Annotated in this window: 12 protein-coding genes; 4 read left to right on the plus strand and 8 right to left on the minus strand. The window is 64.3% G+C overall.

Annotation, left to right across the window (positions count from 1 at the left end):
* Positions 1-29: 29 nt before the first annotated feature.
* The 6 genes from Spa11_RS20960 to Spa11_RS20985 form a co-directional block, all read right to left on the minus strand.
* Positions 30-1,121, minus strand: coding sequence for a M56 family metallopeptidase (locus tag Spa11_RS20960; RefSeq protein WP_145116480.1), 1,092 nt, complete (start codon positions 1,119-1,121; stop codon positions 30-32).
* Positions 1,118-1,504: a BlaI/MecI/CopY family transcriptional regulator gene (locus Spa11_RS20965; RefSeq protein WP_145116482.1), complete on the minus strand. Its 387-nt coding sequence runs from the start codon at positions 1,502-1,504 to the stop codon at positions 1,118-1,120. The genes Spa11_RS20960 and Spa11_RS20965 overlap by 4 nt, the downstream gene beginning before the upstream one ends.
* 46 nt (positions 1,505-1,550) lie before the next feature.
* Positions 1,551-2,396 carry a DUF1559 domain-containing protein gene (locus Spa11_RS20970; RefSeq protein WP_197529568.1) on the minus strand — a complete coding sequence of 282 codons (846 nt, stop codon included), beginning with the start codon at positions 2,394-2,396 and terminating at the stop codon, positions 1,551-1,553.
* 107 nt (positions 2,397-2,503) lie between these two features.
* Positions 2,504-3,064 carry a hypothetical protein gene (locus Spa11_RS20975; RefSeq protein ID WP_197529569.1) on the minus strand — a complete coding sequence of 187 codons (561 nt, stop codon included), beginning with the start codon at positions 3,062-3,064 and terminating at the stop codon, positions 2,504-2,506.
* A 96-nt stretch (positions 3,065-3,160) separates the two neighbouring features.
* The gene (locus tag Spa11_RS20980; protein WP_145116489.1) at positions 3,161-5,350 is read right to left on the minus strand and encodes a hybrid sensor histidine kinase/response regulator; all 2,190 of its coding nucleotides are present in this window, start codon (positions 5,348-5,350) and stop codon (positions 3,161-3,163) included.
* A gap of 63 nt (positions 5,351-5,413) precedes the next feature.
* A complete protein-coding gene (locus Spa11_RS20985) occupies positions 5,414-6,031 on the minus strand; it encodes a thioredoxin domain-containing protein (protein ID WP_145116492.1) in 618 nt (205 codons plus the stop codon).
* A 491-nt stretch (positions 6,032-6,522) separates the two neighbouring features.
* Between Spa11_RS20985 and Spa11_RS20990 the strand changes: the two genes are divergently transcribed.
* The 3 genes from Spa11_RS20990 (at position 6,523) to Spa11_RS21000 (ending at position 10,180) form a co-directional block, all read left to right on the plus strand.
* Entirely contained in the window at positions 6,523-8,178 is a 1,656-nt protein-coding gene (locus tag Spa11_RS20990) for a PEP-CTERM sorting domain-containing protein (RefSeq protein ID WP_145116494.1), read from the plus strand.
* A gap of 110 nt (positions 8,179-8,288) precedes the next feature.
* Entirely contained in the window at positions 8,289-9,377 is a 1,089-nt protein-coding gene (locus Spa11_RS20995) for a DUF1559 family PulG-like putative transporter (protein ID WP_145117093.1), read from the plus strand.
* Positions 9,378-9,640: 263 nt separating this feature from the next.
* A complete protein-coding gene (locus Spa11_RS21000; RefSeq protein WP_145116496.1) occupies positions 9,641-10,180 on the plus strand; it encodes a hypothetical protein in 540 nt (179 codons plus the stop codon).
* A gap of 257 nt (positions 10,181-10,437) precedes the next feature.
* On the opposite strand, the gene Spa11_RS21005 is transcribed toward Spa11_RS21000, so the two are convergent.
* Together Spa11_RS21005 and Spa11_RS21010 are read right to left on the minus strand one after the other, a co-directional pair.
* Positions 10,438-11,781: a YcjF family protein gene (locus tag Spa11_RS21005; RefSeq protein ID WP_145116499.1), complete on the minus strand. Its 1,344-nt coding sequence runs from the start codon at positions 11,779-11,781 to the stop codon at positions 10,438-10,440.
* 60 nt (positions 11,782-11,841) lie between these two features.
* Positions 11,842-13,440, minus strand: coding sequence for a YcjF family protein (locus Spa11_RS21010; RefSeq protein WP_145116501.1), 1,599 nt, complete (start codon positions 13,438-13,440; stop codon positions 11,842-11,844).
* A gap of 197 nt (positions 13,441-13,637) precedes the next feature.
* Here Spa11_RS21010 and Spa11_RS21015 point away from each other — a divergent pair, with 197 nt between their 5' ends.
* A complete protein-coding gene (locus Spa11_RS21015; RefSeq protein WP_145116504.1) occupies positions 13,638-14,630 on the plus strand; it encodes an NADPH:quinone reductase in 993 nt (330 codons plus the stop codon).
* The last annotated feature ends 35 nt before the right edge of the window (positions 14,631-14,665 follow it).

A 14,665-nucleotide genomic window follows, 5' to 3' on the forward strand; every position in this document is an offset into this window, starting at 1 on the left:
GAGTGGTGTAAATAGAAATGAGCAGCCAATCACCTGGATAGTGGAGCGTCTTCCAGGAGTTCGTGAGTTCGGTAGCGTTGGTGGAAGGTTTGAAAGTCCCGGACCGGTAAGTCGAGGGCGTGTAGCGTTGCCGCCGACCAAGTTGGCCAGGGCGAAAGGATACTGCGGCTGGAGGTAAAAGGATCGATCGGCAACCAAAGGAGAGATGCGGCCAGTGCGGCGAGCATTGTTGGCGCGACGACTGGAAGGCGGAGATCGGGGCTCACCCCCTTGTGCTGCGCCACCAGTCGGGCTGCTCGAACTCGGACTTCGCTTACCGATCGGCCGAGGGCGAGTCCGCTAAGCTTGAATTGCCGCTGACGCTCCACAATCGCGAGCAAGGTTCGTAAGTACGCGGCGGTCGCAGCCCCGCCGTTGGAAGCCGCATCATCACAGACAAACTCTCGGATAAGATTCGCCCGGTTGCTCGCGACCCACACCAGGGGATGGAACCAGAGGACGCATTGCGTCGTCTTCTGCAAGAACAGCTGAAGCGGGTGCTCGGTGCGCAGGTGGGTTAGCTCGTGCTCGAGCACGTGGCGCAGCTCTTGTGAGTCCGATTCGAGAAGCGAGGCCGGGATAAACACATGCGGCCGATGGAACTGGTAACAAAAGGGACCGATCTCTTCGGGACCGATGCGGAACTCCACGGGCTTGCCAGCCGCGACAAGGGTTTCGGGGGTGACCATCTCGCGAAGATGGCGATCAACTTCTGTAGGCACTCGCGGCTGGCGGTTGATGAACCACTGCACCAGAACGAAGTGGATCGCCAGCCGAGCAACCATCACCACGACCCCAAAGAGCCACACCCACAGCACGAGCGTTCCGAGTTCTTTCTCAGCTCCTGCCGCTGCGAGAACCGTTGCCGAGGACGCCGTCGTCCAAGGGCTGCTTAACTGCAGATGCGGCAGCAGTAGCCCGACCGCCAATAAGCCCAAGAGGCTAACAAAGCATGCGGTCCAGACCCGTGTCTTGGTCGTTGAGGCGCTGGACCAACGTTCGAGGCCCGCAGCGACGCCGATTACGAGCGCTGACTGAATCGCATAGGAGGCAATCCACTGCAGGAACTGGATCGCGCTCATTTGGACGCCTCCAGGTCTTCGATCATCTTCTTGACTTCGCTGAGGTCCTCAGCGCTGATGGCGTCGTCGCGCACGAGATTCAACACTAGCGACTTGACAGACCCCCGAAAGAGTCGGCGGGCTACTTCGTGAGACATGACGCCGCGGGCGTCGTCGCGAGAGATGAGCGGCTGGTAGAGAAACGCTCTACCGCGCTTACCGGCTTTCTTGACGCAGCCCTTCTCTTCGAGGATGCCGCACGTGGTCATCACGGTCGTGTACGCCAACTCGCGTGGCAATCGCTCGACGATGTCGGACACCGTGACCTCGTCGTGGTCCCAGATGACATTCATCACCTCCGCCTCAGCGGCCGTAAGCATCCCGGGTTCTTTGTCGCTATTCATGACACTTCTTTCAGAACGGATCGTTCCAGCGGCGCTGGCGGCTTAATTAAGGGGCGGACCGGCGTGCCAACTCGCGGTAGGCATTCGGATCAATGGTTTCCGCCACGAGTGAGACGTGGCCGTCCGCCCAAAGGAAGTAGCTCCCTCCCGCGTGCCGGCTGGTGAACTCGCACTCGTCGCAGGTGTCGCAGTTGGGATGCGTCATGGCGGACCCGGTGAGACGGCACTCGGCGTCTTCTCCTCGCAGATCGACGCCTAGCCAAGTCGAGGGAACCGTCGCCATCGTCCTTTCGCCGACCAGCAGAGTTTTGCTGAGGCCCCGGGTGAGGTCGGCAAACCGTACGACACGATCAAAAACAATCGCGCCATCGGAGCGCTCGGGCGTCCCTTCCCGCAGCTCGGTGTAATACTCATCGGCTTCGACCGTTCCATAAACGCCGACGTAGCTAGCCGTGGGCAACCGGATCAACACCTCGCCCATACGGTCATCCTTTGAACCCTCGCTGGAATCCTCTTCCTCCTCCGGCTCTGGGGTTGATTCATAGAGATCGAAGCTCGGCTCGATGAGGTCGGATGGGCAATTCATTAAGGCAAGACCGAGATCGCCAACACCCGCCGCGTTTGGCGCTTGATTGAAATCGAGACGCGGCATTACCGAAGCTTCTTCCATCCCAGGCAGCAGAAAAGCGGCCCATCCATAAGCGAACTCGGGGCGATCCGTGGCGACACGCCATGCCGGCGGCAGCCGCTCTCTCCAGTTGTGATGCTGGTGCATCGCCAAGCCAATCTGATGGAGCTGGTTCGAGCAAATCGTTTTCCGGCCCGACTCACGAGCATGCATGACAGCAGGGAGTAACAGGCTCACCAGCACGCCGACGACGCCGATGGCCACGAGCAATTCCAGAACCGTAAATGCGCCGACACAGCGCGGACGAAACTGGCGCCAAGGGCGGAGTGATCGTCGCGGGCGAACTGTCGGCAGCATCTGGTCGAGCAGCATTACTCGCAATTTACTAAATCGTTAGTAATGCAGGCAAGGCCACTCGTGGATTCCCAACAACGGCTGCTGGAAGTAGCTTCCCGAACCTGCAAACGACCGACACTTGAATGGCGCTTAGTTGACGACAGCTCCTTTGGCATCAGGGCTCTAAGCACGTGGCGAGGTCGGGTGAGGAGGTCGTAGCGTTCTTGCGTCGCTTGAGGTTGGGCGAGCGCCTCTTCCGGGTAGCGTTTCGCGTCGAGCAGCGTTGTCGCGAGCACGAGCGTCTGGGAGCGGAGGCCGGGCTGGGCGATCGACACGCGGCACTCGCGAACCGGGATCGACGCGGGCATCGCCATGAACTGCTTCCAAGCAAACAGCCGATTCGTCGTCGGCCGAGGCCAGACCACGATGTGGTCGCTCGGGCCGAGCCGCTCCCCTAGACGGAAGTCGATGTTACGGTTCGACGTGAAGCGGAAGACGGCATCGACGCCACGCTCTCGCAGCAAAACGAAGTTGTTCCACGAATAGATCAATCGATCGCCGAGCAAGACGCTCCCGTAACGGAAGACATCCAACATCGGCAGCAGTAGATTCAATTCACTCTGCCCCTTGCCGGCGAGCCGGCGACGCCCTTCAACCAAATAGTGTCGTCGGAGTGCGCCGCAATAACACCGCTACACCTCGATCCTTCCCCGCAACGCCTGGATCTCCCTCACCGATTCCGCCACCACCGCACGGTTGCCTTCTTTCGCCGCGGTCTCTAGGTCGCGGGCCGGCGTGGTGAAGCAGCCGAAGCCCACCGTTCCGCCGGCGCCGCGCAGCCAGTGGGCGAGCCGCGTTAGCTCCATGTCGTCGCCGTTGTCCCACGCCTTCTGTAGGGCGCCGAGCTTGAGGTCGAGCGTGTCGAGAAAGCTCACGACGATCTCGGCGAACTCAGCGTCGTCGGTGGGCAGTGTCGAGCGGATCGGGCCGAGCGATTTCGCTGACTCAACGCTCCGATTGGCTGCCGCCGAGTTTGTCGGGGCGCCGCTCGGGCGGATCGTCGTCTGGAGCGTCTCGTAGAGTTGGTTCGCGTCGATCGGCTTGGGAAGATAGCCGTCACAGCCCGCCGCTTCGCACTTCTCACGGTCCCCCTTCATGGCGTGGGCCGTCAGCGCGATCACCGGGCCGCGGTAGCCCGACGCCCGCAACCGGCTCGCGGCGGTGTAGCCGTCCACCACCGGCATCTGCATGTCGAGCAGGATCGCGTCGTAGTTCTTGCGCGCGGCCATGTCGAGCGCGATCTGCCCGTTCTCGGCCAGATGCACCGCGGCGCCGCAGCGCTCGAGCAGCAGCTTGAGCAACCGACGGTTGGTGTCGCCGTCATCCACCACCAGCAAGCGCGCGCCGCTCAAGTCGCAAGACGAAACCTGCGTCTCACGGATGTCGGCGACCGGCTCGGTCGGCGGTGTTTCGTGGATCGGAACGCCCGAGAGCGGCCCGGTGGCGATACGCACCGTGAACGTGCTGCCGTGGCCGACACTGCTCTCCACGGTGAGGTCCCCGCCCAACGCGATAGCGATCTTCTTGCCAATCGCCAAACCGAGTCCCGTGCCGCCGAATCGCCGTGTGACACTGTCGTCGGCTTGGACGAACGGCTGGAAGATCGCATCGATCTTGTCTTGCGCGATGCCAATGCCCGTGTCGCGGACCTCGACCGTCAGCGTCGGCTCCGCGGCGCTCGTCTCGACCCGGGCGACGATCATCACCGAGCCCTGGCTGGTGAACTTCACCGCGTTGCCCACGAGGTTCAGCAGCAGCTGTTTGAAGCGGTACGGGTCGGTGTGGATCGTCTCGGGGACGCCGGACTCCCAACGATAGTCGAGGTTGATCCCCTTCTCGTGCGCGGTGACACGCAGCACGGAGACCGTCTCGGAGATCACTTGGTGCGGCGAGCAAGCGATCGACTCGACGCTCAACTGATCGGCCTCGATCTTGGACAGGTCGAGCACGTCGTTGATCAGCGCCAAGAGGTGTTTGCCGCTCCGCTGGATCGTGTTGAGGTAGTCGCTCCGCTCGTGCTCCGACAACGCGGCCCGGTCGCGGATCAACACGTCGGTGAACCCGAGGATGCCGTTGAGCGGCGTGCGGATCTCGTGGCTCATGTTGGCGAGGAACTTGCTCTTGGTGTGGTTGGCGCGCTCGGCAGCCTCGCGGGCGCGGCGCAGCTCGACCTCACGTTGCTCGAGGTCGGCCGTGTGCTCGGCGAGGTCGCGCATCTCCGCCCAGCTCTGCAGCATCACGAAGAGCAGCACGATGTCTTCAAAAATCACCCAGGCGGCGTGCTCGATCCACCGCCACGGCGAAGCGGTCGCCACGCCGAAGACCGACTCGGGCCACCAGACGCCGCGGACGAAATGATCGATCGCCACCACCAGCGTCGCTGGCGCCAGGACGCGCGGGTCGCGGTACGCCGCCAGGAAGGCCAGCGACACGAACACGTGGAAGTGCGTCTCGATCCGCCCCCCGCTCAGATGGATCAACAGCGCCGAGAAGAGCGCTTGGCTGGTGGCGATCACCATCCGCGTCAGCAAGCGGCCCGGCGCGTAGATCGCCAGCGCAATCGGCGCCGACGCGATCACCGCGCCGCCGAAGATCGCCATCAGCACGTGCTGGTGCACTTCGCTGCGTGCGCCGATCCACGTCTGCGGCGCCACCAACAGCGCCACGGCGATCCCCGCTACCCACTGCAGCGCCATCAGCACCGCGAACATGCGGTCGGTGCGGACGTGGATGACGCGCGAGTGTTCGGCGAGCCGACGCCGCGCTTCAGGGCTCAGGCCCGCGGCGCCTTGGAGAACGGCGGAGGAAAGGAGTTGTGTCATGGGTCGTTCGTCAAAGTCGCCGCAGGGAGTCGTGCCGCGAGGCGTAGTCTTTCTTGCGTGGCGTCAGTCTTCTCGGCACAGCCGGCAACCGAGCGCCGGCGCGGTAACGGGAGCGCCTTCTTTGGGGTTCTGGATTTGCTTACGCAGCTGTTCGGCGCCGAGGCTTTCGCCGTCGTGCCCGCGCGAGACGGTGACGCCCCCCGCGAACAAGAGCCGGCCATCGGCGGCGTACAGCGCGACCGAGCCGCTGGCTTGCGCGCCGAAGCTCTGCGCCCTAACGCCACCCTCGTCGTAATGAACCGTTGCGTTGGGCAGGTCCGCCGCTTGGCGTAACGTCTCCGATTGTCGCCAAGTGTCGTCGTCCTCGGCGACGCCAACGGGGATCGTGGCGACGACTGACACTTCAGGAAGCTCAGACCGATCGAGGCCCGAGCTTGCCAGCACGCGCTGCAGCTGCGTGACTGTCGCCCGCGTACACGGGCAACGCGGGTGCATGAAGAGATAGAGCGTCGGCCGCGTGATCCCTATTCCGTCCACGATCGGCGCCGGATCGGCCAACGCTAGGTGCGTAGGCTGGGCCGTCGTGGTCCCATAGGCCACGGTCCACGCCCACACGCCCGCGCTTGCGGCAAACCAAGCCGCCACCAGCGCCGTCGTTCGCCAACTTCGGAAGGAAACCACGCTGCCAATCAATGGTGAAGCCTCCGCGGCCCGCGGCAGATCGCCACGTACGAGAACCGCCGATTCCACCAAACGTAGGGCATAAAACGGCACGGCTTCGGCAAGCCGAACCGTTCCGTTACGGAGTTCACTCAGAGGTTCGGGCCGGCGCCAATTGTGCCGATGATGCGGACACGCTGTGTATCGGCGACTGCCAACATGATTTGAGAAGAGCCACCGAGAACACCCCGCGCCGCTGGCCCGTTGGTGTGACGTAGGGCTGCGGTCGCAGAGCCTCCCCTATCGCGGCCGCCGATTCAAACAACCTCGATCGCTGTGGGTGCTTGTCGCAGAACACCGGCACGAACAGCGCTCATCGTTGCTCGGCGTGCCGTGTGGCCGTACTGGCGGAAACAACAATTAACACCACCATCACTGCTTTTTAACTTCGCATCGATAGGTTGCGGGCCGTTGGCCTTACTGTCCCGCCTTCTTGCTTAGGATCGCATCGCATGCGGACTCCCATCAAAGTTACGGCCCTATTAGTTCTTGCTGCCCTCTCGCCTACCGGCAGGTCTCAGGCGCAGAATACCTGGACGGGTGGCTTGGGCAACTGGAACGACGGCGCCAACTGGTCACTCGGCACGCCTATCGACGGGGACACCGTCAACATCGACAACGGAGGGACAGCCCAAGTCGACGCCCTGATTCTCCCCTTCTTCCAAGACCTCGATCTCGCTACAACGCCCAGCGCAACCGGCCGCCTCGAGGTTCTTCCGGGAGGCAACCTCGTTAGTTCTCGGGTCCGCATTGGCAACCAGGGCGTCGCCTCCGCCTCCGTTGCCGGCGGTTTGCTGATCACCGGGAACGGCAGTATCTACGTCGGTAGCAGCGAACAGTCCACGATCGGTCTTACCGGCAACGGCGAGTTAACGGTCGGCCAGGGCGGCGCCATCGTCTCTGCCGACGACATTCAAGTTGCTTCGCAAGGGACGGCCGTCCTCAACCTCCAGACCGGTGGCTACGGGCTTGGCGGTTATAGCGTCGTCGGCAAGTTCGGCACGGGGGTGTGGAATCAATCCGGCGGCCTCTACGTGGCGGCGAACGACTTCGAGATCGGCGACGGCGGCAGGCCCAATCAGGCCGGCACCCCAGGACCACGGGAGGGGACCATCAACCTGTCCGGCGGAACCATCTTCGCACGCGACCGTATGGCGATCAGCAATCGGATCGGGACGGGCGAAGTCAACATCCGCGGCGGCGGGCTAGCGATCACCGGCGACGCCGATAACGAGATTGGCGACGGTCGTGAAAACTCCCTCGATATCGGCCGCGGCGCCGATTGGACCGCTGCGGATGTCTTGGCCAACGGCGTCTCGGGCAACACCTCGACGTTCCGTGTGGTTGGCGACCAGTCCGTCATCGCGGTCGGCCTTGACGTGACGATGGACGTCAAGAACGTCATGGAGTCGTCGAATCTCGTCGCCACGGTTACCGGGCCTTCGCACACACCGATCCTGGCGGGACGCAACGCCTTGATCAAGAACGGCAACTTCCTCGTCGAACTCGACGGCTATAGCCCAGTGCTTGGCGACGAGTGGTCGATCATCCAGACGAATGTTGACCTGACCGACGCCCTCCTCGCTTTCGACGCGATCGCCGCCGCCGAAGACATCACCACCTACGATCGGAACGGCGTCGAGGCAGCCTACGGCGATATCGTCACGCACAACAACAACGCCTTCACCAACAACGCTTCCGACCCCAATTACCTCGGCGTCGATGGCCCCTTCAAGTCACTCGACTTCTCGGCGGCGCCGTTGTCACCGGGGCTGGAGTTCGAGGTCGAGTACTTCCAAGACGAGGTGCTCTTGAAGGTCGTGGCCGCAAGCACCGGTCTGGCGGGCGACTTCAACAACGACGGCTTCGTTAACGCCGCCGATTACACCGTCTGGCGTGACAACGAGAACACCTCGAACGACCTCGGCGGCAATGGCGATGAGACGGGCAGCAGCGCGGGCGTCGTCGATGCCGCCGACTACCAGCTATGGAGGAATAGCTATGGATCGAGTGTCGCCATGTCGGCGGCGGTGATCCCCGAACCGACGACCCTCGTCGCCACGCTGGCCGGCCTCGCCGCCTGCGCCACCGCAAAGCGTCGTCGTTGATTCCCCTCCCTTCGAAGCCGCAGCGGGGTGGCAAAATCTCGTGGCGGGCCCGTGACCCTTATCGGGCTCGCTACGAGAACGCCGCGCTCGCGCCGCTGCAATGAGCCAACATGAACTCTGTCTCGCGCCGACGCATCGCTTTCACGCTCGTCGAACTGTTGGTGGTCATCGCGATCATCGGCGTCCTGGTCGCGTTGCTCCTCCCCGCTGTGCAAGCGGCGCGCGAATCGGCGCGACGCACGCAATGCATCAACCAACTCCGCCAGATGACCCTGGCGATGACGAGTCACGTCGATACGTTCAAGGTCTTTCCGACCGGCGGGAACAGCATCTGGCCGAAGATCGAAGACTACTCAACCAATGGCAAGCCCAATGGACCAGCGACCCAAGGCCTAGGCTGGGCTTTTCAGATCCTCCCCTTCTTGGAAGAGGGGGCGGTCCATGGGATCGCGACGACCGACGAACTCGACAAAGTCTCGATTGGGCTCTTCAGTTGTCCCTCGCGACGCCCCCCGACCCAGCATCCCGAGTCGGGTCGCTATTTGTCCGATTACGGCGCCGCCAACCCCGGCGAGCTCCCCTTAACCCCAGGCGACCCCAGCTCTGGCGGCAGCTTCTGCCATCAGGGCGAGTTCTGGGGCGCCAAGAGCGCCTGCGACAATTACAACTGCATCGGCAGGATCGGCCGCGGTTGGAAGTATTGGGGCGTCATCGTCCGGACGAACTTGTCGATCCCCGCCCCCGGCGTCGCCGGAAGGCCGGCCACCACGCCAGAACCGCTCGGCAATACCCCGCCTGTCGCGCCTCGACGCATCACCGACGGCCTCAGCAAGTCGATGGTCGTCTCTGAGAAGCGGATCTTCAGCGACCATTACGATCGGGGCTACTGGTTCGATGACCGCGGTTGGTCCGACGGTTGGGACCCGGACCAGATGCGTTCAACAATGTTCCCGGTTGGCCCCGACACGACTTTGGCGAAGGTCCAAGCGAATTCCGAAAGCGCGACCTGGAACGGGACTACCATCATTCTCGACGACCGCAGCTACGGCTTCAGCTTCGGCTCGGCTCACCCGAACGGAATCAACACGGCCTACGCCGACGGCTCGGTCCACATGATCTCCTTCGGTGTCGATCAAGAAATGTTCAACCGGCTCGGCCATCGCTCCGACGGCGAAACGATCGACGAAAGCTCACTCTGAGCAGCGCCCAGCTCTTGAGCCGCGCTTACCTCTTGAGTCGTGCAGGTGAGGAGGACGTGGTTCATGTGGGGGAGAGTACAAAAGCGGCGATGGTGTACGCAAGTATACATCTGGCTTTTCTTGCGAGTGCTCCGCTTCCTTACCGGCGCGGCTCAAACGCACTTGACCTTGCAAGTCTTCTTGAGCCGCGCCCGTTAGGAAGCGGAGCCCCAACCGCTATACTCGAGATTCCCCCTCCAACTCCCGACCACCCCCGCCACTCCGTGGACGACCTCGCCCAACGTCTCGCCGTTCAGGTCCGCAATAAGCAGATCTTCATCCTGGCGATGATCGTCGTGCCGCTGATCTTTGCCGGTGTCGTCTACGCGATCGGCTCGCAGGCGCCGCAGAACCCCGCGCCGATCCGCGGCCAGATGGTCGACCGCCAAGACGCGATGGTCGTCATTGAACGGCTCGCCTTGGTGGTGGGGTTGTTGATCCTCGTGGTGCACCCGTGGATCGGCAGCTTCGTCACCGGCCAGTCGATCCGCGTGCTGGTGCGCGAAGGGACCGCCGACCCGGAGCACATCGCCGAGGCTTACCTCATCGGGACGCTCGTCGCCTGTGGGATGAACGAGGCCGCCGCGTTCCTCAACCTGATCGCGTTCATGCCGACGCAGTCGCTGTGGAACCTCGGCATGGCCCTGCTGCTGATCCTCTCCAGCGCGTTCAAGATGCCCACGGCGAAGCGAGTAGCGGCGTGGGCGCGCAACATGGCGCAGCGTTTGGCGGAGAAGCGGATGACGGGCGTCGGGGGTCAGTAGTCAGTAGTCTTGCGGCGGATGCTGCTCAATGGCTTGCATTTCTCGCCCGCCGCCCGGTCGATACATCTGTCCACCCAGATCGCAAAAGCCCCTCAGAACGCATCCTGGGCGATCTGGCGCGGGTCTGGCGCGAAGCGTCGGCGAACCGGAAGCGTGAGCGCCCGGAGTTGCAGCGCGAACACGTTGTCAATCCGAGTACCCACTTCACTCCGGTCGTTCACGCTTCCGGCTCGTCTGACTACTGATCTGATCCCTGACTACTCACGACTGTCTCCGCTGTGCCGATTCCGCGCCAGCTTCTTACTGATCTCGCCCTTCAGCCGCTCGATGATCGACGCCTTGTCGGTGTTCTCGAGGATCCGCTGGACGACGCGCTTCGGGCCGCGGTCGCCCCAGCTGGCGCCGTGCTCGAAGTAGTACCGCGCCGCTTGGCCGACGAGGTAACTGCCGTAGCCCGCCGCCGCGCCTTGCGGCAGCGCCGTTAGCAGCGTGCTGCCGCCGAAGGTCAGGCCCTTGAAGAAGCTGCTGCTAAAGCTGACGACCGCTTCGCTGAGCATCATCCAGCCCGCCGCTTGGAGGATCGCCATCACCAGGCGCCGAGCGTTGTCGGTCGTCATCTCGATGCCGTAGACGCTGGCGAGCGTCAGCACCATCGCCACGTCCACCGCGACGCCGCCGGCCACGTCGGCCGCGGGCCAGGGGTTCATCGACACGGCCAGCGCCTTCGCCGCGGCGTAGCTCCACACCACCGTGTCGGCCTTGTTGCTACGCATCCGCACCCGCAGCGCCGCGACGCGGTCGCTGCGATCGGCGGCGTACATTGCCGCGTTCAGAGCCACCAGCGCCTTGCCCTCGTCAACGAGCATCTCGAGGATCCGCCCGCGGACCCCTTCGATGTCGGGCTTCGGCTTCCTCCATTCGCTGCGAGTGGAGCCGTCAGCCTTCTCGATCACGTACTCGACCTCGCGCGGGTCCGCCGAGGCAAAGACCACATTCTCGGCGCCGCCGATAAGCTTCACGACGCGTGGCGAGGTCAGCGACTCCCGCAGGTCGGCAAGCTGCTCGGGCGTGTAGAGGTCCTGCTTGTTGAGCACCAGCAGCACCGGCTTGTGCATCGCGGCGATCTGTTCGAGCGCCGAGAACTCGGTCTCGTTGAGGTCGCTGTCGGTAACGAGCAGCACAACGTCCGCGCGCTCGGCCGCGTCGCGCGCCATGTCGGCCCGGGCGGCGCCATCGACCTCGTTGAGGCCCGGCGTATCGACCAGCACCAGCTCCGACTCTTCGAGCCCCTTCACCACCGCCGCGGGCGCGGTCCACCCGAGCCGCCACACCTCGCGCGTCCAACCGCCACGCACGTTGACGCTCGCCACCTCGGAACCCGCCAACGCATTGATCAACGCGCTCTTCCCGGTGCTGATCTCGCCAAAGACCGCGATCTCCACCCGCTCGTGCCGCAGCTTGTCGGCGAGGTCGCGCAGCTCCCGCAACTCGGCCACCAGCGCCTCACGCTCCGCCGGGTCACACCCCTCAATCTGCGCAATCGCCCGCTCCACCCCAGCCAGGGCGTCGTCCAAATCGGCGGCAGGCGTTTGTTGTGACACTAGAAGGGAAACCACAAAGGAACGAAGGAACAAAGAAAGTATGCCGCCAAATCCATCGTCTTACTTCGTTCCTTGGTTCCTTTGTGGTTCATTTTTTGAACCCGCAACCGGGTCGCCGATCTTTTCTCGCCCGCGGGTCACCAGCTTACGCAGTTCGTCCGCCGACGTGACGTGCTTCCATTCTTCGCGGGCTAGCTCCGCGAGTCCGCCCGGTGGGGGCTGCATCTCGGCCCGGTAGTACCGTTTGAAGACGCGGCCGATCCAACGGGCCACTAGCGCTTGCACGACGCCTTGCAACAAGCCGCCCGCGATCCAGCCGATGCCCGGCACAGTTTTGAGCAGCGAGCCAATCGCCGACCCCAAGGCCGGCGCCGCCGCCGAGGCGCCGAGCATCGCCACCAGGTTCTTGCCGAGCTGCGCGAGCATCTCGACGACGGTCTCGGCGTCGACGCGCTGCTTGTAGACCCCGGCGAGGTCGAGCGACATCTTCACCAAGATGCCGCTGCCGATCGCTAGGTCCAAGAGCGGCACCGGGTTCGCCGCCGCGGCGCCGCCGGCGGCCCACATGTAGCGGTCGATGACCCGGTCGGCCTCGGCGTCGAGCGTCGCCAGGACGCGTTCCTTCGCCTCGTCGACGAGGCCGCGCGACTGCATCAACAGGTTCGCCAACAGCAAATCGCCCCCTTCGCGATCGACGATCGCCATCAGCCGATCGGCGAGCGGCGAGATGTCGGGCGGCACGACCGCCTCGCCCTGGGTCTCGACGCCGTCAGCGCCGACGCGCACCACCGGCCGCGTTGTTTCGCGCGAGCGCACCGCGACCACGTCGGCCGCTTTCGCCAAGCCGCTCGTCTGCTCTTGCAGTTGACGGATCAGGTCTTCGCGCTGCCGCGCGTCGTACCAGTCCTCTTTGTTGAGGCAGACGACGAGCCGCTTCTCCATCACCGCGAGCCGTTCGAGCAAGTCGTGCTCGTACGCCTTGATCGGACCATCGACGACGAACAGCACAAGGTCCGCGTCCTTGGCGGCTTCGGCGGCGATCGCCGCCCGGCCTTCACCGCGCACCTCGGCGAGCCCCGGCGTATCGACGAGCGTCACCCGATCGGAGTCGGGCCACGGCACGCTCTGCTCGGCGGTCGTCGTCCCGCCAACGACGTTCGACGCAAACGCCTCGCGCCCGCACAGCGCATTGAGCAGCGAGCTCTTGCCGCTTGAGATCGTGCCAAAGGCGACGATCTCTAACTTGCGGGCCTCGCGCTTTGCTTCGAGTTCGGTGATCGCCCGTTCGACTTCCGATCGCAGCGCCGACTTCGAGTCGAGTCCCCAAGCGTAGTCACGGCTTTGCTTCAGATTGTCGCCGAGCTCGGCCGACAGGTCGTGCTTCGTCAGCTGGCTGGGGTTCTTCGCACGGCGCTCGGTGACGCGGCGGTTCCACGCCGTGTTCCCCCACAACCGCCACGCGCCCCACGCCGCGAGTCCCACCAAGAGCGCCACGCCGACGGCGACGACCAGCACATACAACTTGCCCGCCCAACTCGCCCAGCCGCCGGCCGCCTCATAACCCTCCGCCAACTGCGGCGGCACGGTCACGAGCAAATACCCCGCAGCCGCAAGGGCGACGAGGATCAGAATGCCTTGGCTGGGTTTCTTGGGGAACAAGTCGTGCTGCGAGAGTGAGTGTCGGTAGGGGAGCGGCTGGTGGTTTCCTCCGGTCGCTAACGCTCCCGGCTCGCCTACAATTGGCTGGCGAGCCGGGAGCGTAAGTGACCGGAGTGAACACAGCAGTCTCCCCCACTACGTGTTCGTCGCCTAATCGTCGTCCTTGCCAGTCTACTTGATACCAGCCGGAAGAGACCATGCGTGCCGCCTATGTCCACCAGCCCGGCCCCGCCGACACGATCGTCATCGGCGACATGCCCACGCCTGATGCAGGCGTGGGCCAGTGCCTCGTCCGGGTCACCGTCTCCGCCGTCAACCCGATCGACACGTATGTCCGCGGCGGACTGGTGGCGATGAACCTGCCGCTCCCCTACATCCCGGGCAGTGACTTGGCGGGCGTCGTCGAAGCCGTCGGCGAGGGCGTCACGGGCTTTGCGGTCGGCGACCGCGTCTGGGGCTCGAACCAGGGCCTCCTCGGCCGCCAAGGAACGCTCGCCGAGTACGCCGCCGTTGACGCCGACCTGCTGTATCCCATCCCCGAAGGCGTCAGCGACGAGATCGCCGCCGCCGGGGCGCTCGTGGGCGTCACCGCGCACCTGGGCCTCGTGCGGGAGGCGCAGCTCAAGGCCGGCGAAACGATTCTCGTGGTCGGCGGTTCGGGCGGCGTCGGCTCAACGGTTGTGCAACTCGCCAAGGCCCTCGGCGCCCACGTCATCGCCACCGCCGGCTGCGACGACCGCGCCGAGATCGCCCGCGACGCCGGCGCCGACGAACTCATCGACTACACGATCGAAGACATCGGCGAAGCGGCCAAGCGGCTTGCCCCCAGTGGAGTCAACGTCTGGTGGGACACCCGCCGCGAGCCCGACCTTATCCAAGCCGTCGGCGCCGCGGCCGAGCGCGGGCGGATCGTCGTCATGGCGGGCCGTGACGCGAAGCCCGCGCTGCCGATCGGTCCGTTCTACGTGAAGGGCTGCCACCTGCTCGGCTTCGCCATGTTCAAAGCCACCGCAGAAGAACAACGCGCCGCCGCCGAAGACCTCAATCGCTGGCTCGTCAGCGGCGAGTACCACCCAAGGATCGCGAAGACGTTCGCCCTCAAAGAGGCCGCCATCGCCCACACGTTGCAAGAAGCGGCAACGATCGACCGCAGCGCAACGCTCGCAGGAAAGATCATCGTCAAACCGTAGCAACAGACGGCGAGCCGGCGACGTTAGTCGTCGGT

Source organism: Botrimarina mediterranea (genome assembly GCF_007753265.1).
GTDB classification, from domain to species: Bacteria; Planctomycetota; Planctomycetia; order Pirellulales; family Lacipirellulaceae; genus Botrimarina; species Botrimarina mediterranea.

What these genes read in the sequence shown, in the direction of transcription:
- Spa11_RS21015 (WP_145116504.1), top strand. Translation starts at nt 13,638, where the DNA reads ATGCGTGCCGCCTATGTCCACCAGCCCGGCCCCGCCGACACGATCGTC.
- Spa11_RS20995 (WP_145117093.1), top strand. Translation starts at nt 8,289, where the DNA reads ATGAACTCTGTCTCGCGCCGACGCATCGCTTTCACGCTCGTCGAACTG.
- Spa11_RS20960 (WP_145116480.1), bottom strand. Translation starts at nt 1,121, where the DNA reads ATGAGCGCGATCCAGTTCCTGCAGTGGATTGCCTCCTATGCGATTCAG.
- Spa11_RS20965 (WP_145116482.1), bottom strand. Translation starts at nt 1,504, where the DNA reads ATGAATAGCGACAAAGAACCCGGGATGCTTACGGCCGCTGAGGCGGAG.
- Spa11_RS20975 (WP_197529569.1), bottom strand. Translation starts at nt 3,064, where the DNA reads ATGTTGGATGTCTTCCGTTACGGGAGCGTCTTGCTCGGCGATCGATTG.
- Spa11_RS20990 (WP_145116494.1), top strand. Translation starts at nt 6,523, where the DNA reads ATGCGGACTCCCATCAAAGTTACGGCCCTATTAGTTCTTGCTGCCCTC.
- Spa11_RS20980 (WP_145116489.1), bottom strand. Translation starts at nt 5,350, where the DNA reads ATGACACAACTCCTTTCCTCCGCCGTTCTCCAAGGCGCCGCGGGCCTG.